This is a genomic window from Variovorax sp. IB41 (assembly GCF_016405905.1).
In the GTDB taxonomy this organism is placed as follows: domain Bacteria; phylum Pseudomonadota; class Gammaproteobacteria; order Burkholderiales; family Burkholderiaceae_C; genus Variovorax.
Window position 1 is genome coordinate 136,170 of the sequence record NZ_JAEFCB010000012.1, and the last position, 19,017, is coordinate 155,186.

Below are 19,017 nucleotides of genomic sequence, written 5' to 3' on the forward strand. Positions count from 1 at the left end.
CGAGGTCAAACGGCCGAAGGACCTTGCGCCTTCGACGGCCATGTCTGCGGTTCCGGCGGCGTCGTCTCCACCTGGCGGGCCTTTACCTGGCGCAGCAGGTCGGCGAGCGTCTTGCCCGGCTCGTCGCGAAAGCGCTCGGGCAGCACCTCGACCGCGTCCATGCGGTCGACGCGGAAGCCGCGGAAGTCGTTGCGCAGCTCGCACCAGGTCGAGAGCGTCCAGACCTTCCCCCAGTAGAAGCATCCGAGCGGCCGCACCGTGCGCTCGCTGGCGTCGCCCGATACGTCGCGGTAGTTCAGGCGCAGCTTCTGGCGCGCCTGCACGGCCTCGCGCAAGGCCTGCAATCGGGCACCCATGACGTCGTCCAGTCCCAGCGCAGGCGCGTAGAGCGCCAGCGCTTCCGCCGAGACGCGCGCGGCCGGTGGCAGCACCGAGAGGATCTTGCCCAGTCCCGCTTCGATGTCGCGCGCCAGCGCCGGATCGACCCAGCTCTGTGCGAGCCGCGCCGCGGCCACGAGCGCGGAGGCCTCGTCCTGCGTGAACATCAGCGGCGGCAGCTCGAAGCCCACGCCCAGCCGGTAGCCCACGCCGGCTTCGCCCTCGATCGGCACGCCCCTCCGACACCTCCAGGCGCTGCGCGAGAAACGCGGCCGTGGTGAGCCGGCGCCCGCGGATGAGCTGCACGAGCTGGAAGAGGCGATCGGCGCGACGCATCAGCGCGTTCCGGAGAGCTTCCCGGCGAAGTCCTCGACGAAGTAGCGCTTGCCGCGCTGCACCACCGTGTGGCCCTCGGCTTCGAGCCGGGCCATCTGCGCCTGGATGCCGCCGGGGTACTTGGGGTTGAGTTCGCCGCCGATCTTGAGGGTGCGCCAGTAGGGCGTTCGCTCCTGGTTCTCTTCGGTGGCGTGCGCGACCATGTGCGCAAAGATCGCCGTGGTCACGGTGCAGCCGATGGTGGCGCTGTGGCGCACCGCGATGTCTTCGCCAATGCCCAGCACGGTCGCGAGCCGGCCCTCGGGCACGCCGCGCATCGCCTCCTCGACCTCCCGCGGGGAGGGCGTGGCAATGGTGCCTTCGCCGTGGCGCTTGCGCATGGCCAGAGGGATCTCCTTGACGTTCGGCAGGTGCGGGTAGCTGGCGAGCCTGTCGCGCCAGCTCTTCTTGGTGCTCATGAAACTGCGGAAACTCCGATGTGGATCGCCACCATGTCCGGCCCCTCGTAGGCTTCGAAATCGCTTTGGTAGCGGCGCGCGATTTCCGGGTGCGCCTCGAAATACTGCCAGATGCGCTGCCAGGTGGCGATCACCATCTGCGGCATCTCGCCCTGGCCGGTGAAGACGAGGTAGTCGCCGGCCTCGATGGCCACGCTGTCCGCGCCGTCCGAAACGGCCACGCCGACGGTGATGTCGAACGGGCCATGAGCGTCGGACGCGTAGGCGGCGTAGACGCCGAAGATGCGCGTGTCGCTCGTGCGGTGCGGCGTCGACCCGTAGGTCTGCTCGCCGAAGAAACGGCCCCACAGCGCGCCAATGCGGGCCGTGGCGGGATCGTTTTCTTCGCGGTTGGTCGTGCGGACCGTGAGGCCGGCAACCCGGAAGGCGTCGTGGTGTTGGCGGGCGGGTTCCATGGGTTCTTCTCCTTCTTCTGTCTGCGATGTTCGGGTGTTGCTGCTCAAAGGGCGAGCGTTTTCAGGTCGGCCTTCATGGCCTGGGCGATCAACGCGATGTCGGCGTCGGTCACGTCGAACATGCCGAAGCGGAACTTGTAGCCCCACTGCTTGGGCGTCTCGATGAAGGCGAGGCGCTCGATCAGCGGGGCGATGTGCGCCTCGTGCGACGCCGCATAGCCCACGTCGCGGCGCCAGGGAATGAAGCCGCCGCCCATGTCGAATTCGTACGCGTCGCCGGGCAGCACGATGCCGATCGACACGAAGCTCTGCAGCTTGTCCGTGCCGCCGAACACCGTCGCCGGCGAATAGTAGGCCACGCGGTCGCCCGCGGCGATCCGCTTGAGCGGGCCCAGCTTGCCGTGGCCGACCTGCATGAAGCCGACCGGCTTGTGGTCGCGCCCGCGCCGGGCATGGTCGGCGCTCGCGACGGCGATCCAGTTGCGCTGTGCCATGGTGCTTCAGGCGAGGGCGTGCAGGCCGACTTCGTTGCCTTCGGTGTCACGCAGATGAGCGATGAAGCCCATGCCCGGCGGCAGCGCCGACTTGGGCGCCACGATCTGGCCGCCGGCCGCCTCGACGCGCGACAGCACGGCATCGATGCTGGGCATGCAATCGAGGTAGATGCGGGTGCTGCTGCCTGTGCGGCCAGCGGCACTCGCGCCGGCCTGCAATGCGCCGCCGACGCCCGGGGCGTCATACGGAAAAATGGCCAGCGCCTCGCCGCCGAGACTTTCGCGGCGCAGCTTGCGCGCCAGCACGGTTTCGTAGAAGGCCTGGGCACGGTCCAGGTTGCTGACCGGAATCTCGAACCAGGTGATCGCGTTCTGCATGAAGAGCTCTCTTTCGTTGCGTTGGAAGGAGCCTCGATGGTGCGAGCCGCCTCCTGACAACGTCTTGTCAGGAGCCTGTCATGGCGGGCGAAAAAAAGCCCGCGATGCCCTCTGGAGGACATGCGCGGGCTCGATGGCCGCGGATCGGTTTTTTAGAGCACGTCGCTCGCGAAATCGGCCAGGCGCGAGCGCTCGCCGCGCGCCAGCGTGATGTGCCCGCCGTGCGGCCAGCCCTTGAACTTGTCGACCGCGAATGTGAGGCCCGAGGAGCCTTCCGTGAGGTACGGCGTGTCGATCTGCGCGAGGTTGCCCATGCAGATGATCTTGGTGCCCGGGCCCGCGCGGGTGATCAGCGTCTTCATCTGCTTGGGCGTCAGGTTCTGCGCCTCGTCGATGATCACGTACTTGTTCAGGAAGGTGCGCCCGCGCATGAAGTTCATGCTCTTGACCTTGATGCGGCTGCGGATCAGCTCGTTGGTGGCCGCGCGGCCCCACTCGCCGGCGCCGCCGCCGTCGCCCTTGGCCAGGAACTCGAGGTTGTCGTCCAGCGCGCCCATCCAGGGGCCCATCTTTTCTTCCTCGGTGCCGGGCAGGAAGCCGATGTCCTCGCCCACGCTCACGGTCGCGCGGGTCATGATGATCTCGGTGTAGCGGCGGTCGTCCAGCACCTGCGTGAGGCCCGAGGCCAGCGCCATCAGGGTCTTGCCGGTGCCGGCGGTGCCGGTCAGCGTGACGAAGTCGATCTCCGGGTCCATGAGCAGGTTCATCGCGAAGTTCTGCTCGCGGTTGCGCGTGTTCACGCCCCACACCGCGTTCTTGCCCGAGCTGTAGTCCTTGAGCGTCTTGAGCACCGCGGTCTTGTCGCGAATCTCGGTGACGCGCGCGTACATGCTCGGCTCGCCGGGTGCCTCGAAGAAGACGAACTGGTTGATGTACAGGTTGGGCACGATCGGACCGCTGATCCGGTAGAAGGTGTTGCTGCCGCTCTGCCAGCTCTCGACCGTCTTGCTCTGGCGGGTCCAGAAGTCGGACGGGAGCGCCAGCGAGCCGGCGTAGAGCAGGTCGCCGTCTTCCAGCGTCTTGTCGTTCTGGTAATCGTCGGCGGCCAGGCCCAGGGCGCGCGCCTTGACGCGCATGTTGATGTCCTTGGACACCAGCACCACTTCCTGCTTCGGCTTGCCCGGGCGGTCCTTGGCGTACTCGTCGCGCAGCGCATGCACGACGCCCAGGATCTGGTTGTCGGCCTTGCCCTGGGGCAGGCTGATCGGCAGCGAGTAATCGAGCGGAGCGGTCTGGAAGAACAGACGGCCGCCGGCTTCACGGTGGCCGGTGGTGTCCAGCTTCAGGCCCTTGTCGATGTCCGCGTCCTGCGCGCCGGCCAGCGCATCGAGCGTACGGCTGGTCTGGCGGCCGTTGCGGGCGACTTCGGTGGTGCCTTTCTTGTGGCCGTCGAGCTCTTCCAGCACGATCATCGGCAGGAAGATGTCGTGCTCCTCGAAGCGGAACAGGCACATCGGATCGTGCAGCAGCACGTTCGTGTCGAGCACGAACAGCTTGGCCGGGCCGGTCGATTTGCTGCGCTTGGGGCGAGCCGGAGCCTGGGGCGCGGCCGCTGCGGGCGCCGGGGCATAGGCCGGGGCGGGCGCCGTGGGGACCCGGGTCTCGACCTGGATGGCGGCGGGCTGTTGCTGCGGAGCGGGTGCGGGCGCAGGCGCCTGCCGGGATTTGGCCCGGCGCGACGGGCGCGCGGTTTCGCCGCCGCCTGCGGCATCGGAGTTCAGGTTGTCGAACAACTCCAGCGGCTGCGGTCCGTTCGAGGCCGTTTCGTCAGCGCGCTGGTCGCCGGAGCGGCGCGACCCCCTGTGCGAGGACCGGGCGGGCGCGTCGATCGCGTCCGGTGAGAGCAATGCGGCGCGTTTCGTGGGGGCGGGAGGCAATGGCATGTGGGAGGTCGCTCGCAGGAAAGTGGAAACCAGAAAACGAAAAAGCCGCCTGAAGACCTAGGCGGCTTTGTTCGGAGGATGCGGTCGTGGAGCTCAACGGCATGAGGCCATTATGCACACCGCAGATGACGCGCCAGGGGCTCTTTGCCGCTTTTACGTGTCACGTTGGGCATTCCCCACGCAAATCACGCAAAAGCGCCGGCTGGCGCTTCTCGCTGCGGTCAGGCGGCCTTCTTGAGCGCCTTGACTGCCTTGAGCACGTCGTCGACGTGACCCGGAACCTTCAGCCCGCGCCATTCGGCCTTCAGGATGCCGTCGGCGCCGATCAGGAAGGTGCTGCGCTCGATGCCCTTGACCTTCTTGCCGTACATGATCTTGTTCTTGACCACGCCGAACATGTGGCACATTTTTTCTTCGGTGTCGGCGATCAGTTCGAAGGGCAGCTCGAGCTTGGCCTTGAACTCGTCGTGCGACTTCATGTTGTCACGCGAAACGCCGAAAACGGTGGCACCGGCCTTTTCGAAATCCTTGTAGCGATCACGGAATTGCATCGCTTCGGTCGTGCAACCCGGGGTGTTATCTTTCGGGTAGAAATACATGACCAGCACGTGGCCGAGATGCGAGGTATTCGAGACCTTGAGGCCGCCCGTGGCGTTGGCGTCGAATTCAGGAATGGGTTTGTTGACAACGATCGCCATGAAACTTGTTTTCTCCGTTAGATTCCGTGGATCGAGTTCTTCGGGGCAGACTCGATGCGCGGAGGATTGGTCGTTGCTAACTTTGGGGTAGCTGGCCTGTTCGCAACCCGCTATTTTACCCCGAAAATACCCCTCTCAGTCAGCCGACGGGCGCTCGACCAGCAGGGCGGCGATCACATGCCGGCCTTCGCCGGCCAGGATGTTGTAGGTCCGGCAGGCCGCCGGGGTGTCCATGGTCTCGACACCGGTGCGCTGCGCCATCAGGGGCTGGAGCCAGGCAGGCTGCGGAAAACGGATGCGGCTTCCGCTGCCGAAAATGATCAATTCCGCCCCCAATTGCGCCAATTGCGCGAAATGCTCCGGGCCGATTTCGTCGAACCGGGTGCAATTCCACTCGAAGCGCTCGCCGCGGGAGCCGACCACCACGCTGCCCTCGACCTTTTCGTTGTTGATCGCGACCCAGCCGGGGCCGTGGGCGGTGAGGGACTGGGCGTCGGATTTGTCGGGCTGGAGCTTCATCTGGTCACTGGGAACTGTGGTCAAATTATAGGTTTTCCCCAGTGACGCGAGGCCTCCAGGGGCCTTTGACCCTCGAGTCGACACGCCCGGGAGGGCCCTTTGAAGCAGCTCAAGAAATCGGCCAAGCTGGCCAACGTTCTCTACGACATCCGCGGTCCCATCATGGACGCCGCCAAGCAGATGGAAGAGGACGGCCAGAAGATCATCAAGCTCAATATCGGCAATCTGGCCGTGTTCGGCTTCGATGCGCCCGAGGAAATTCAGCAGGACATGATCCGCAACCTGCCCAATTCGGCAGGCTATTCCGACAGCAAGGGCGTCTTCGCCGCGCGCAAGGCGGTGATGCACGAGACCCAGAAGCAGGGCATTGCCGGCGTCACGCTGGACGACATCTACCTGGGCAACGGCGCCAGCGAACTGATCGCCATGTCCACGAACGCGCTGCTCGATGACGGCGACGAGCTCCTCCTGCCCGCCCCCGACTACCCGCTGTGGACCGCCTCCACGAGCCTCTCGGGCGGCACCCCGGTGCATTACCTGTGCGACGAGGCCAATGGCTGGATGCCCAACCTGGACGACATCCGCGCCAAGATCACGCCCCGCACCAAGGGCATCGTGGTCATCAACCCGAACAACCCGACCGGCGCGCTCTACTCCGACGATCTGCTCAAGAGCATCGTGGCCATCGCGCGCGAACACGGCCTGGTGATCTTCGCCGACGAGGTCTACGACAAGGTGCTGTACGACGGCGTCAAGCACACCGCCATCGCGAGCCTCTCGACCGACGTGCTCACGCTCACCTTCAACTCGCTCTCCAAGAGCTACCGCTCGTGCGGCTACCGCGCCGGCTGGGTCGTGGTCTCGGGCGACAAGCGCGCCGCGCAGGACTACATCGAGGGCCTGAACATGCTCTCGAACATGCGCCTGTGCGCCAACGTGCCGGGCCAGTGGGCCATCCAGACGGCGCTGGGCGGCTACCAGAGCATCAACGACCTGGTCTGCGACGGCGGGCGCCTGCGCCGCCAGCGCGACCTGGCCTACGAACTGATCACCGCCATTCCGGGCGTGACCTGCGTGAAGCCCAGCGCCGCGCTCTACATGTTCCCCAGGCTCGACCCCGAGGTCTATCCGATCGCCGACGACCGCCAGTTCTTCCTCGAACTGCTCAAGGAAACCCGCGTGATGCTGGTGCAGGGCACCGGTTTCAACTGGGCCACGCCGGACCACTTCCGCATCGTGTTCCTGCCCCATGAAGACGACCTGCGCGAGGCCATCAACCGCATCGCGAAGTTCCTGGAGCAGTACCGCCTGCGCCGCAAGACGGCGTCATGAAAACCGCTGGCCTGGCGTGTGCCGTGGCCGCGCCGGCGATGCCTGAACCCCCGCCCCGGCGATGCCTGAAGCCCGCCCCATCCAAACCATCCACGCCATGAGCGCGACTCTCCCAATGAAACCCATCCAAGTAGGCCTGCTCGGCGCAGGCACGGTCGGCAGCGGCACCTTCAAGGTGCTCCAGCGCAACCAGGAAGAAATCAAGCGCCGCGCCGGCCGCGGCATCGAGATCACGATGGTGGCCGACCTGGACACCGCCCGCGCCCGGGAAGTGGCCGGCGAAGGCGTCAAGGTGGTGGCCGATGCACGCGAGATCATCGCCAACCCCGACATCGACATCGTCATCGAGCTGATCGGCGGCTACGGCGTCGCGAAACAGCTGGTGCTCGAAGCCATCGCCGCCGGCAAGCACGTGGTCACGGCCAACAAGGCGCTGCTCGCGGTGCACGGCACCGAGATCTTCGCGGCCGCGCATGCCAAGGGCGTGATGGTGGCCTTCGAGGCGGCGGTGGCCGGTGGCATTCCGATCATCAAGGCACTGCGCGAAGGCCTCACGGCCAACAGCATCCAGTGGCTGGCCGGCATCATCAACGGCACGACCAACTTCATCCTCTCCGAGATGCGCGACAAGGGCCTGGACTTCGCCACCGTGCTGAAGGAAGCCCAGCGCCTGGGCTACGCCGAAGCCGACCCGACCTTCGACATCGAGGGCGTCGACGCCGGCCACAAGGTCACGCTGATGAGCGCCATCGCGTTCGGCATCCCGGTGCAGTTCGACAAGGCCCACATCGAGGGCATCACCAAGCTCGCCGCGCAGGACATCAAGTACGCCGAACAGCTGGGCTACCGCATCAAGCTCCTGGGCATCACCAAGCGCACGGCCAAGGGCATCGAGCTGCGCGTGCATCCGTCGCTCGTGCCGTCCAAGCGCCTGCTCGCGAACGTCGAGGGCGCGATGAACGCGGTGGTCGTGCACGGCGACGCCGTCGGCACCACGCTCTACTACGGCAAGGGCGCGGGCAGCGAGCCGACCGCCAGCGCGGTGATCGCCGACCTGGTGGACATCACCCGCCTGCACACCGCCGACGCCGCGCACCGCGTGCCGCACCTGGCCTTCCACCCCGATGCGATGAGCGACCTGAAGGTGCTGCCGATGGCCGAGGTGGTCACCAGCTACTACCTGCGCCTGCGCGTGGCCGACCAGGCCGGCGTGCTCGCCAAGGTGACGGGCCTCCTGGCCACCGCCGGCATCAGCATCGACGCCGTGCTGCAGCGCGAAGCCGACGAAGTGGGCGGCGAGGGCTCCACGCAAACCGACCTCATCATCCTCACGCACGACGCGCGCGAAGGCACCGTCAACGACGTGCTGGCCGAGCTGCAGGCGCTGCCCACCGTGCTGGAGCCGATCGTGCGCATCCGCAAGGAAGAGCTGTCCTGATCGCCATGGAGCGCCGCAGTGCCCACGCTGATCGCCACCTTCGCGCTGGTCGGGTTGCTGCGCTTCGCGCATGTGGAGCTTCCGCGCTGGCACCTGGCGTTCTGGTTCGCGGTGCTGGTCACGCTGGCGCTGTTCGCCAGCCTCGGATGGTGGCAGCTCGTGCTCAACGGCGCGGGCAGCTTTCTGGCCGCCTGGGCGTACTTCGGCGCGCTCGATGCGACGGACAATGTCGAGTACCGCGCACTGCACTACATCGTTCTTTTCTTCGGCATGCTGGCGCTGATCGGCTCTCGCTTCTGGCTTGACATCCGCCACTATGGAATCGGTCTCTAGGAATATCTTGTGAACTACCTGAGCACCCGCGGTCACCCCGACCGCAAGCGCTTCTGTGAAATCCTCCTCGAAGGCCTCGCGCCCGATGGCGGCCTGTACCTGCCGGAAACCTACCCGCAGATCGACACCGCCACGCTCGCCAAATGGCGCGAGCTGCCGTACGCCGAACTGGCCTTCGAGATCCTCTCGCTCTACATCGACGATATCTCGCCTGTCGACCTGAAGGCCATCTGCGCGAAGACCTACACCGCCGAGGTGTTCGGCACCGACGAGGTCGTGCCGCTGCGCGAGCTCGAGGACGGCGTGTACATCGAAGCCCTGTCCAACGGCCCCACGCTGGCCTTCAAGGACATGGCGATGCAGCTCCTGGGCAACCTGTTCGAGTACGAACTGACCCGCCGCGGCTCGCAGCTCAACATCCTGGGCGCCACCAGCGGCGACACCGGGAGCGCGGCCGAATACGCCATGCGCGGCAAGAAGGGCGTGCGCGTCTTCATGACTTCGCCGGACGGCCGCATGAGCCCGTTCCAGCAGGCGCAGATGTTCAGCCTGCAGGACGAGAACATCCACAACATCGCCATCACCGGCGTGTTCGACGACTGCCAGGACATCGTGAAGGCGGTCTCCAACGACCTGGGCTTCAAGCGCAAGTACCGCATCGGCACGGTCAACTCGATCAACTGGGCGCGGCTGCTGGCGCAGGTCGTCTACTACTTCGCGGGCTACTTCCAGGCCACGGCAAGCAACGACAAGCCGGTGAGCTTCACCGTGCCCTCGGGCAACTTCGGCAACGTCTGCGCGGGCCATGTGGCGCGCATGATGGGCCTGCCGGTCCAGACGCTGGTGGTCGCCACCAACGAGAACGACGTGCTCGACGAGTTCTTCCGCACCGGCATCTACCGCGTGCGCGGCGCGGCCGACACGCACGAGACCTCCAGCCCGTCGATGGACATCAGCAAGGCCAGCAATTTCGAGCGCTTCGTGTTCGATCTCGTGGGTCGCGACGCTGGCAAGCTGCGCAAGCTCTTCGTGGAAGACCTGGGCCTGGAAGGCCGCTTCGACCTGAGCGCCGATGCGGCGTTCAAGGACGCGGCCGGGCGCTTCGGCTTCGTGAGCAGCCGCAGCACGCATGCCGATCGCCTGGCCACCATCCGCGATACCGAAAAGCGCTTTGCCACGCTGGTCGATCCGCACACGGCCGACGGCCTGAAGGCCGCGCGCGAATTCCTCGTGCCGGGCGTGCCGATGGTGGTGCTCGAGACGGCGCTGCCGATCAAGTTCGCCGCCACGATCGTCGAAGCCCTGGGCCACGAGCCTGACCGGCCCGCGAAGTTCGAAGGCATCGAGGCGCTGCCCAAGCGCGTGGTCAAGCTGCCGGCGGACGCCGAGGCCGTGAAGGCCTACATCGCCCAGAACTGTGACTGACCGACACGGGGAATCGGCATGAAAGTCGTCGGCTTCGCCGGCTACTCGGGCGCGGGCAAGACCACGCTGGTGGAGAAGCTGATTCCCGTGCTCAAGCGGCTCGGGCAGCGTGTCTCGGTGGTCAAGCATGCGCACCACAAGTTCGACATCGACCATCCGGGCAAGGACACGTACCGCCACCGCGAGGCCGGCGCGTTCGAGGTGGTCGTCGCCTCCGACAAGCGCCTGGCCGTGATGCGCGAATTCGAGGTTCCGGTCGAGCTCAGCGTGCACCAACTGCTGGCCGAGCTGCATCCGGCCGCCGACTGGGTGCTGGTCGAGGGCTTTCGCCACAGCAACGTGCACAAGATCGAGGTCTGGCGCCAGCCCGAGGCAGGCGAGACGTTGCGGCCAGTGCTCTATCCGGACGACCCCTTCGTCACCGCCATCGCCACCGATGCGCCCGGCAGCCTGCCGGAGCCCACGGCCCGGCCGCTGTTCGACCTCGACGACGCCGAGGCCATCGCGCAGTGGCTCATCGCCAATGGCGGGCGCTTCGAGTACAACCCGGAACACCATGGCTGACACACCCGTTCCGTTCTCCGCGTCCAACGCGCGGCCCCCGCTGATGCCGCTGGACGAGGCCATCGCGCAATTGCTGGCCAAGGCCACGCCTGCGCTTCCCGCCGAGAGCGTCGTCACCTTCGACGCCGACGGCCGCGTGCTCGCACAGGACATCGTCTCCGGCCTCACCGTGCCGCCGCGCGACAACAGCGCGATGGACGGCTACGCCGTGCGCGCGGCCGACTGCGCCGCGCCCGGCGCAGTGCTCGAGGTGACGCAGCGGATTCCCGCGGGCACCGTCGGCACGCCGCTCGCAGCGGGCACCGCGGCGCGCATCTTCACCGGCGCGCAGATCCCCGAGGGCGCCGATGCGGTCGTGATGCAGGAAGACACCACCGCCACGCCGCAGGAAGGCGGCCTGGGCTCGGTACGCATCGCGATCGTTCCCGCGGCCGGCCAGTGGGTCCGCCGCGCGGGCGAAGACGTGGCCTCCGGCGACGTCGTGCTGAAGAAAGGCGAACGCCTCACACCCGCCGCGCTCGGCCTCGCGGCCAGCGTCGGCTTCCACAAGCTGCAGGTCGCGCGCAAGCCGCGCGTGGCCATGCTCTCCACCGGCGACGAGCTGGTGATGCCCGGCGAGGTCGCGCCCGACGCGATGAAGCCCGGCGCGATCTACAACTCCAACCGCTTCTTCATGCGCGCCTTGCTGCACCGGCTGGGCTGCGAAGTGAACGACCTGGGCATCGTGCCCGACAACCGCGAAACCACCATCGCGGCACTGCGCGATGCGGCCGAGGCGAGCGACCTGATCATCACGACCGGCGGCGTCTCCGTCGGCGAGGAAGACCACATCCGCGCCGCGCTGCAGACGCTCGGCGAGCTGCAGCTGTGGTCGCTGTCGATGAAGCCCGGCAAGCCCTTCGCCTATGGCTCCATCGCGCGCAGCAGCGGGCAGGGCGTGTGCCACGTGACGGGGCTGCCCGGCAACCCGGTGTCGAGCTTCCTCACCTTCCTGATGCTCGTGCGCCCGTTCCTGCTGACGCTGCAGGGCGCCGATCGCGTGACGCCCGAGGCCGTGCAGATGCGCGCCGATTTCGATTGGCTGCGCGCCGACAAGCGCCGCGAGTTCCTGCGCGCACGGCGCAACGCCGCGGGCGGGCTCGACCTGTTCGCCAACCAGAGTTCGGGCGTGCTGACCTCGATGGTCTGGGGCGACGGCGTGGTCGACAACCCCTCGGGCCAGACGATCAAGTCGGGCGACACCGTGAACTTCATTCCCTTCGCCTCGCTGCTCGCCTGACATCGTCATGAAGGTCCAGATCCGTTATTTCGCCTCGGTGCGCGAGGCGCTCTCCACGAGCAACGAAAGCGTCGACACCCGCGCCGAAACGCTCGCCGCATTGCGCGACGAACTCATCGCGCGCGGCGGGGCGCACGCCATCGCGCTCGCCCGCGGCAGGGCGGTGCGCATGGCGCTCGACCAGGTCATGAGCGACGAAGCCGCAGCCCTGCACGAAGGCTGCGAGGTCGCGTTCTTCCCGCCGGTTACGGGCGGCTGAGCCGCGCGTCCAGCGCCACGAGGCGCTCGCGCAGGCCGTCGGAGGCGCGCGTCATCGGCGAGCGCAACTCGTCGCGCATCGCGCCGCCCTGCGCCAGCAGCGCCTTCAAGGGGCCGGGGTTCGACTCGGCGAACAGCATCTCGATCAGCGGCTGCAGCGGCTGCCATTCGGCGCGCGCCTCGGCCACGCGGTTGTCGGCCAGGAGCCGCAGCACCTGCACGAAGCGCTTCGTCTGCACATGCCCGCTCGCCGCGATGGCGCCCACGCCGCCTTCGGCCACGGTGGAGAAGATCTGGTGGTCTTCGCCCGACAGCACCTGCAGCCGGCCATCGGCGATCAACGCACGCGTCTTGGCCATGTCGCCGCCGCAGTCCTTGATGCCCTGGATGCGCGGGTGCGCGGCCAGCGCCAGCAGCGTCTCGCGCGAGAGGATGGCGCCAGTGCGGTAGGGGATGTCGTAGATCAGCACCGGCACCGCGCTCGCATCGGCGATCGCGCGGAACCATTCGAGCAGGCCGGCCTGCGATGGGCGGATGTAGTGCGGCGCGGGCACCAGCAGGCCCGCGAGCGGGCGTTCCGAAAGCTGGCGCACCCAGGCCGTCGTCTTGCCCAGGTGGTAGCCCGAGAGGCCCATGACGACCGGCAGGCCGCTGGCGGCCGCCAGCACCGTGTCGAGCGATGCGAGTTGCTCCACCTCGTCGAGCGCCGCGGCTTCGCCGGTCGAGCCGCAGACCACGAAGCCGGCCACGCCGTCGGCGGCGAGGCGCCGGGTCAGCGCGGAGAGCGCGGCATGATCGACAGCGTCGTCGCGGAACGGCGTGACAAGCGGAATCCAGAGGCCCGAAAAATCAGGGGTGGGGGAGGCGGGTTGTTGTTGTGGCACGCAGGTTTCCTTTCAGGAATCAACCGATGGAAAGAACCACCGTCCGATGCGCGCACAACCATGCAGGGGTCAAAGCCTTTGGGCAGGTTCCGTCGCTCATCCGACGACGGAACCGCAGCTCCGGTCAGACGAGCTTTGGTTTTTTGGCTTTGCTGCCCTGGCGCGCGCAACGGCTCTCGGGGTGCGTAAGCACCGTGGAGAGCGTGGCGAGGCAAGGCATGGACGCAGTCTATCCCGATGCCACAATCCGGACATGAGCGTTGCGCGTGTTTCGATCCAGACGGGTGATTTCGACTTGAGCCACGAGCTCGCCACGTTGCGCGCGGGCGACAAGCGCGTGGGCGCGGTCTGCAGCTTCATCGGCACGGTGCGAGACCGCAACGACGGCAGCACCGTCGCGTCGATGGAGCTGGAGCACTACCCCGGCATGACCGAGAAGGCCATCGAAGCCATGATCGACGAGGCCCACAAGCGCTTCGACATCCTGGGCGCCCGCGTGATCCACCGCATCGGCCTCCTGCAGCCGCTCGACCAGATCATGATGGTGGCGGTGGTCTCGGCCCACCGCGGCCAGAGCTTCGAGGCCTGCGAGTTCCTGATGGATTACTTGAAGACCCAGGCCCCGTTTTGGAAAAAAGAACAGACGCCCGAAGGCGCCCGCTGGGTCGATGCGCGCGTCGCCGACGACGCGGCGCTGGCGCGCTGGGGCATCTCTGCCCCGAACGCTTGAAACAGCTTACAGCGGCTTGAACCCGCTGGCCTGGATGATCCGCTCCCACGTCTGCGTGTACGTGCGCACGCGGCCCGCGAACTGCCCCTGCGGCTCGTAGCCGACCGTCAGCCCCATCGTCGTGAGCTTCTGCTTCACATCAGGCATCGCCAGCACCTTCTGCAGCGCATCGCCGTACTTGTCGATGATCGGCTGCGGCGTTCCCACCGGCGCGAAGATGCCGTAGTAGGGCAGGTCTTCCAGGTTCGAGAAGCCCAGCTCGGTGAAGGTCGGCACGTTCGGAATCACCGCCTGGCGCTTGGCGCCGATCGACGCCACGATGCGCACCTTGCCCGCCTTGTGGTTCTCGATGAAGTCCGGCACCGAGGCGATGCCCGCGGTGATCTGGTTGCCCAGCATGTCGGCCGTCATCGGCGCGCTGCCGCGGTAGGGCGCGGGCTGCACGTCGATCTTGTACTTGTCCGAGATCATCTTCACGAGGAATTCGGGAATCGACGCGGGCGCCGGGATGCCGATGGTCTCCTTGCCGCCTCTGGCCGTGCGGACCCACTTGACGTACTCGTCGATGCTCTTGGCCGGCGTGCCGCCCGAGACGGCCAGCACATTGGCGAAGGTGGCGAAGCCGGCCACGGGCACGAAGTCGGTGGCGGGGTTGAAGCCCGGGTTCTTCACCACCTGCGGCAGGATCGAGATGGTGTGGTCGTGCGAGAGGAAGAGCGTGTGGCCGTCGGCGGGCGACGATTTCAGCACCGTCGCGGCGATCTGCCCGCCCGCGCCGGCGCGGTTCTCCACCACCACCGGCACGCCCAGCACGTCCTTGAGCTTTTCGCCCAGGGTGCGCGCGATGGCATCGGTGCCCGCGCCGGCGGGAAAGCCGACCAGGATGCGGATCGGCGTGCCGCTCTGGGCCTGCGCCAGCCCGGCCATGCCCATGGCGGCGGCAAAAAGACCCACGCTGAGCGCGCGACGCACCGGCTGTACGCGCTGCATTGAAAAACCCATGATCGACTCCATTCGAGAGAGAGAAATGCCTACGGCAAAAAGGTGCGGTGCACCGTGCAATACCCGTGCCCGCGGCGCGGGCACGGTTCACAACCTTGAATCGTGCCCGAACGGCCCTATTTTGGATGCAGGAATACCACCATGCGACAAGACAAACTCACCACCAAATTTCAGGAAGCGCTGAGCGACGCGCAGACGCTGGCGCTCGGCAACGACAACGCCTACATCGAGCCCGCCCACCTGCTGGTCGCGATGCTGCGCCAGGACGACGGCCCGCGCGCCCTCCTGGAGCGTGCCGGCGTCAATGTGCCGGGTCTCGTGCAGGCGGCCGAAGCCGCCATCAAGAAGCTGCCCCAGGTGCAGGGCCACGACATCGTGCAGGTCGGCCCGGAGCTGGGCAAGCTGCTGCAGGCCACCGAGAAGGAAGCCCTCAAGCGCAATGACCAGTTCATCGCCGGCGAGCTCTTCCTGCTGGCCGTGGCGGACAGCAAGTCCGACATCGGCAAGATCGCGAAAGAAAATGGCTTGAGCCGCAAGTCGCTCGAATCGGCCATCGACGCCGTGCGCGGCGGGCAGGGCGTGAACAGCGCCGACGCCGAAGGCCAGCGCGAGGCGCTCAAGAAATACACCATGGACCTGACCGAGCGCGCGCGCCTGGGCAAGCTCGACCCGGTCATCGGCCGCGACGAGGAAATCCGCCGTGCGATCCAGGTGCTGCAACGCCGCACCAAGAACAACCCCGTGCTCATCGGCGAACCCGGCGTCGGCAAGACAGCCATTGTCGAAGGCCTCGCGCAGCGCATCGTCGCGGGCGAGGTGCCCGATTCGCTCAAGGGCAAGCGGGTGCTGTCGCTCGACATGGCGTCGCTGCTGGCCGGCGCCAAGTTCCGCGGCGAATTCGAGGAGCGCCTGAAGACCGTGCTCAACGAACTCGCGAAGGACGAAGGCCAGACCATCGTCTTCATCGACGAACTCCACACCATGGTCGGCGCCGGCAAGGCCGAGGGAGCGATGGACGCGGGCAACATGCTCAAGCCCGCGCTCGCGCGCGGCGAGCTGCACTGCGTGGGCGCCACCACGCTGGACGAGTACCGCAAATACATCGAGAAGGACGCCGCTCTCGAGCGCCGCTTCCAAAAGATCATCGTGGGCGAGCCCAGCGTCGAGGCCACCATCGCGATCCTGCGCGGCCTGCAGGAAAAGTATGAAGTGCACCACGGCGTGCAGATCACCGACCCGGCCATCGTGGCCGCGGCCGAGCTCTCCGACCGCTACATCACCGACCGCTTCCTGCCCGACAAGGCCATCGACCTGATCGACGAGGCCGCGGCCAAGATCAAGATCGAGATGGACTCCAAGCCCGAGGTGATGGACCGCCTCGATCGCCGCCTCATCCAGCTGCAGATCGAGCGCGAAGCCGTGCGCCGCGAGAAGGACGAGGCCTCGCAGAAGCGCTTCAACCTCATCGAGGACGAGATCGCCAAGCTGCAGAAGGAAATCGCCGACTACGACGAGATCTGGCAGGCCGAGAAGGCCCAGGCCCAGGGCAGCGCGCACATCCGCGAAGAAATCGAGAAGCTCAAGATCGAGATCAAGGAGTGGGAGCGCAAGGGCGACTTCAACAAGCTTGCCGAGCTGCAATACGGCCAGCTGCCCGCGCTCGAAAAGCGCCTGAAGGAAGCCGAGGCCAGCGAGGCGAGCAAGGGCAAGTCCAGCGCGCCCACGCTCCTGCGCACGCAGGTCGGCGCCGAAGAAATCGCCGAGGTCGTGGCGCGCGCCACCGGCATCCCGGTCGCCAAGCTCATGCAGGGCGAGCGCGACAAGCTGCTCGTGATGGAAGACAAGCTGCACGAGCGCGTGGTCGGCCAGAACGAGGCCATCGGTGCCGTCGCCAATGCGATCCGCCGCTCGCGCTCGGGCCTGTCCGATCCGAACCGCCCCACGGGCTCGTTCCTGTTCCTCGGCCCCACGGGCGTGGGCAAGACCGAGCTGTGCAAGGCGCTCGCGGGGTTCCTCTTCGACAGCGAAGACCACCTCATCCGCATCGACATGAGCGAGTTCATGGAGAAGCATTCGGTCGCGCGCCTGATCGGCGCGCCGCCGGGCTACGTGGGCTACGAAGAGGGCGGCTACCTCACCGAGGCCGTGCGCCGCAAGCCCTACAGCGTGGTGCTGCTCGACGAAGTGGAGAAGGCGCACCCCGACGTCTTCAACGTGCTGCTGCAGGTGCTCGACGATGGGCGCCTGACCGATGGCCAGGGCCGCACCGTGGACTTCAAGAACACGGTGATCGTGATGACGAGCAACATCGGCTCGCCCATCATCCAGGCCATGGTGGGCAAGCCTTCCGAAGAGATCAAGGAAGCGGTGTGGGACGAGCTGAAGAACTACTTCCGCCCCGAGTTCCTCAACCGCATCGACGAGACGGTCGTGTTCCACGCGCTCGACGCGAAGAACATCGAATCGATCGCCGCGATCCAGCTGAAGGTGCTCAAGGCGCGCCTGGCGAAGATGGACCTGGGCCTGGAGGTGTCGCCCGCGGCGCTGGCCGAGATCGCCAAGGTCGGCTTCGATCCGGTGTTCGGCGCGCGGCCGTTGAAGCGTGCGATCCAGCAGCGCATCGAGAACCCGCTCTCGCGGCTCTTGCTGGACGGCAGCTTCGGGCCGAAGGACACGATCGAGGTCAACACCGACCCGATCCAGTCGCCGGGCCAGTTCTCGTTCACCAAGGGGGGGGAACCAACGGTGGCGGCTTCGGCCTAAAGTCGGATGATGAACTTCATTCTTCGCGTGATTCTTCTGCTCCTGGGGCTGGTGTTCGCGGCCAGCCTGGCCGTCGCGGTCATGCTGCTGGCGGCCGTGTGGGGCGTGCGCTACGCCTGGGGGCGCCTCACGGGCAAGCCCGTGACGCCCTGGATGGCGTCGATGGGCGGGCGCTTCAACCCGCGCTCGGGCTTCGACCGGTTTCGCAATGCGGCAAATCCGGCCGAGCCCACCGCCGCCGACGTCACCAACGCGCGGGCGCGCGGCGAATCGGTGGTGCGCGCCGAGCGCATCCGCGGCAATGCCAGCGACGTGACCGACGTCGCGCCGAAATCGGTCTCGCGCGGCTGACCTCGACCCTGGCCCTTCGCCGCCGCCGCACGCGTTTGAAGGCACACTCGCCTTCATGCTCCGCCCACCGCTCCTGATCGATCCCGACGAAGTCGAGATCAGCGCCATCCGGGCGCAGGGCGCGGGCGGGCAGAACGTCAACAAGGTCTCCAGCGCGATCCACCTGCGCTACGACATCCCCGCAAGCTCATTGCCCGCCGACGTGAAGGAGCGGCTGCTCGCGCTGCGCGACAGCCGCATCACGCAGGAGGGCGTCTTCGTGCTCAAGGCGCAGCAGCACCGCACGCAGGAGATGAACCGCGCCGACGCGCTCGCGCGCCTGCAGGCGGTGATCGACACCGTCGCCACGCCGCCGCGCGTGCGGCGCGCCACCAAGCCGACCTATGGGTCCAAGCAGCGCCGGCTCGAGGGCAAGAGCCAGCGCGCGCAGATCAAGAACTTGCGCGGACCGGTGCGGGACTGACCGGGCTGCCGCCGCGCAGCCGCCTGACCTGCAGCGCCACGCCCACGATGTACAGCACGAACAGCACGCCGGTGATCGCCTTCAGCGCGGGCGCCTCGGCATCCGCCAGCAGCGGCGCGCCCAGCGGAAGCCGCGTCAGCGTCTCGGTGAACGCCGGTATCCAGTGGAAGAGAAAGCTGGCCGAATAGGCAATGGCCTCGATGTAGCGCGAGTTCTTTCCGAGGCCGCCCCGCCCGGCCAGCGCGCCCGCGCCGAGCGCGAGCAGCGTCACGATGCCCAGCACATGCGGCTTGCCGAAGCCGCCGTGCTGGAAGATGCCGAAGCCGGTCAGGCAGGTGAGCACCGTGGTCCAGACGAAGACCCGGCCCCATCCGGTGCGCAGGGTGATTTCCTTGTAGCGCAGCAGGGCGACGATCCCCGCGAAGACGGCGATCAGGCTGATCGCGGTGTGAATGATCCCGAGGGACGTGAGTCCCAGCCATCCGGTCGCTGCCATGCGGAGCTCCTCGTTGTTCGTGGTGCGGCATTCTGGCGCG

At 67.1% G+C, this 19,017-nt stretch carries 21 protein-coding genes and 1 pseudogene; 11 read left to right on the forward strand and 11 right to left on the reverse strand.

Annotation, left to right across the window (positions count from 1 at the left end):
* Positions 1-5 precede the first annotated feature (5 nt).
* The 8 genes and pseudogenes from JC881_RS21405 to JC881_RS21440 form a co-directional block, all read right to left on the reverse strand.
* A pseudogene (locus JC881_RS21405) lies at positions 6-714 on the reverse strand (helix-turn-helix transcriptional regulator).
* Positions 714-1,172: an MGMT family protein gene (locus tag JC881_RS21410; protein WP_198787694.1), complete on the reverse strand. Its 459-nt coding sequence runs from the start codon at positions 1,170-1,172 to the stop codon at positions 714-716. The pseudogene JC881_RS21405 and the gene JC881_RS21410 overlap by 1 nt, the downstream one beginning before the upstream one ends.
* Positions 1,169-1,627, reverse strand: a complete 459-nt coding sequence (locus tag JC881_RS21415; protein ID WP_198787695.1) for a GyrI-like domain-containing protein — start codon at positions 1,625-1,627, stop codon at positions 1,169-1,171. Before JC881_RS21415 ends, JC881_RS21410 begins: the two co-directional genes overlap by 4 nt.
* Before the next feature lie 44 nt (positions 1,628-1,671).
* Positions 1,672-2,121, reverse strand: a complete 450-nt coding sequence (locus JC881_RS21420; RefSeq protein ID WP_198787696.1) for an EVE domain-containing protein — start codon at positions 2,119-2,121, stop codon at positions 1,672-1,674.
* Positions 2,122-2,127: 6 nt separating this feature from the next.
* On the reverse strand, positions 2,128-2,499 hold the full coding sequence (locus JC881_RS21425; protein ID WP_198787697.1) for a VOC family protein: 372 nt from the start codon (positions 2,497-2,499) through the stop codon (positions 2,128-2,130).
* Between the two features lie 152 nt (positions 2,500-2,651).
* Complete coding sequence (locus tag JC881_RS21430; protein ID WP_198787698.1) at positions 2,652-4,442, reverse strand: PhoH family protein; 1,791 nt, start codon at positions 4,440-4,442, stop codon at positions 2,652-2,654.
* Between the two features lie 221 nt (positions 4,443-4,663).
* On the reverse strand, positions 4,664-5,140 hold the full coding sequence (locus JC881_RS21435; protein WP_007830801.1) for a peroxiredoxin: 477 nt from the start codon (positions 5,138-5,140) through the stop codon (positions 4,664-4,666).
* Positions 5,141-5,275: 135 nt separating this feature from the next.
* Positions 5,276-5,659: an Mth938-like domain-containing protein gene (locus JC881_RS21440; protein ID WP_198787699.1), complete on the reverse strand. Its 384-nt coding sequence runs from the start codon at positions 5,657-5,659 to the stop codon at positions 5,276-5,278.
* Positions 5,660-5,758: 99 nt separating this feature from the next.
* Between JC881_RS21440 and JC881_RS21445 the strand changes: the two genes are divergently transcribed.
* From JC881_RS21445 to moaD, 7 genes are all read left to right on the forward strand, one after another.
* A complete protein-coding gene (locus tag JC881_RS21445; protein WP_198787700.1) occupies positions 5,759-6,991 on the forward strand; it encodes a pyridoxal phosphate-dependent aminotransferase in 1,233 nt (410 codons plus the stop codon).
* Between the two features lie 115 nt (positions 6,992-7,106).
* Positions 7,107-8,429 carry a homoserine dehydrogenase gene (locus JC881_RS21450; RefSeq protein WP_198787701.1) on the forward strand — a complete coding sequence of 441 codons (1,323 nt, stop codon included), beginning with the start codon at positions 7,107-7,109 and terminating at the stop codon, positions 8,427-8,429.
* A gap of 18 nt (positions 8,430-8,447) precedes the next feature.
* Positions 8,448-8,762 carry a response regulator gene (locus tag JC881_RS21455; RefSeq protein WP_198787702.1) on the forward strand — a complete coding sequence of 105 codons (315 nt, stop codon included), beginning with the start codon at positions 8,448-8,450 and terminating at the stop codon, positions 8,760-8,762.
* A gap of 9 nt (positions 8,763-8,771) precedes the next feature.
* Complete coding sequence (gene thrC / locus JC881_RS21460) at positions 8,772-10,187, forward strand: threonine synthase (RefSeq protein ID WP_198787703.1); 1,416 nt, start codon at positions 8,772-8,774, stop codon at positions 10,185-10,187.
* Between the two features lie 18 nt (positions 10,188-10,205).
* On the forward strand, positions 10,206-10,751 hold the full coding sequence (gene mobB, locus JC881_RS21465) for a molybdopterin-guanine dinucleotide biosynthesis protein B (RefSeq protein ID WP_198787704.1): 546 nt from the start codon (positions 10,206-10,208) through the stop codon (positions 10,749-10,751).
* Complete coding sequence (locus tag JC881_RS21470; RefSeq protein WP_198787705.1) at positions 10,744-12,030, forward strand: molybdopterin molybdotransferase MoeA; 1,287 nt, start codon at positions 10,744-10,746, stop codon at positions 12,028-12,030. Before mobB ends, JC881_RS21470 begins: the two co-directional genes overlap by 8 nt.
* Before the next feature lie 7 nt (positions 12,031-12,037).
* Complete coding sequence (moaD, locus tag JC881_RS21475; protein WP_198787706.1) at positions 12,038-12,289, forward strand: molybdopterin converting factor subunit 1; 252 nt, start codon at positions 12,038-12,040, stop codon at positions 12,287-12,289.
* Here the strand turns inward: moaD and dapA are convergent.
* Entirely contained in the window at positions 12,276-13,172 is an 897-nt protein-coding gene (dapA, locus tag JC881_RS21480; RefSeq protein WP_198787707.1) for a 4-hydroxy-tetrahydrodipicolinate synthase, read from the reverse strand. The two genes, moaD and dapA, sit on opposite strands and share 14 nt — an antisense overlap.
* Before the next feature lie 253 nt (positions 13,173-13,425).
* Between dapA and JC881_RS21485 the strand changes: the two genes are divergently transcribed.
* A complete protein-coding gene (locus JC881_RS21485; protein ID WP_198787708.1) occupies positions 13,426-13,902 on the forward strand; it encodes a molybdenum cofactor biosynthesis protein MoaE in 477 nt (158 codons plus the stop codon).
* Positions 13,903-13,908: 6 nt separating this feature from the next.
* Here JC881_RS21485 and JC881_RS21490 read toward each other — a convergent pair whose 3' ends face one another.
* The gene (locus JC881_RS21490) at positions 13,909-14,904 is read right to left on the reverse strand and encodes a Bug family tripartite tricarboxylate transporter substrate binding protein (protein WP_198787709.1); all 996 of its coding nucleotides are present in this window, start codon (positions 14,902-14,904) and stop codon (positions 13,909-13,911) included.
* A gap of 141 nt (positions 14,905-15,045) precedes the next feature.
* Here JC881_RS21490 and clpB point away from each other — a divergent pair, with 141 nt between their 5' ends.
* The 3 genes from clpB to arfB are packed head-to-tail and all read left to right on the forward strand — an operon-like array spanning position 15,046 to position 18,481.
* On the forward strand, positions 15,046-17,667 hold the full coding sequence (clpB, locus tag JC881_RS21495) for an ATP-dependent chaperone ClpB (protein ID WP_198787710.1): 2,622 nt from the start codon (positions 15,046-15,048) through the stop codon (positions 17,665-17,667).
* Between the two features lie 9 nt (positions 17,668-17,676).
* Positions 17,677-18,018 carry a hypothetical protein gene (locus JC881_RS21500; RefSeq protein ID WP_233101946.1) on the forward strand — a complete coding sequence of 114 codons (342 nt, stop codon included), beginning with the start codon at positions 17,677-17,679 and terminating at the stop codon, positions 18,016-18,018.
* A gap of 55 nt (positions 18,019-18,073) precedes the next feature.
* The gene (gene arfB / locus JC881_RS21505) at positions 18,074-18,481 is read left to right on the forward strand and encodes an alternative ribosome rescue aminoacyl-tRNA hydrolase ArfB (protein WP_093434177.1); all 408 of its coding nucleotides are present in this window, start codon (positions 18,074-18,076) and stop codon (positions 18,479-18,481) included.
* Here the strand turns inward: arfB and JC881_RS21510 are convergent.
* Entirely contained in the window at positions 18,450-18,977 is a 528-nt protein-coding gene (locus tag JC881_RS21510) for a hypothetical protein (RefSeq protein WP_198787712.1), read from the reverse strand. The genes arfB and JC881_RS21510 overlap by 32 nt on opposite strands.
* Positions 18,978-19,017: the final 40 nt, after the last annotated feature.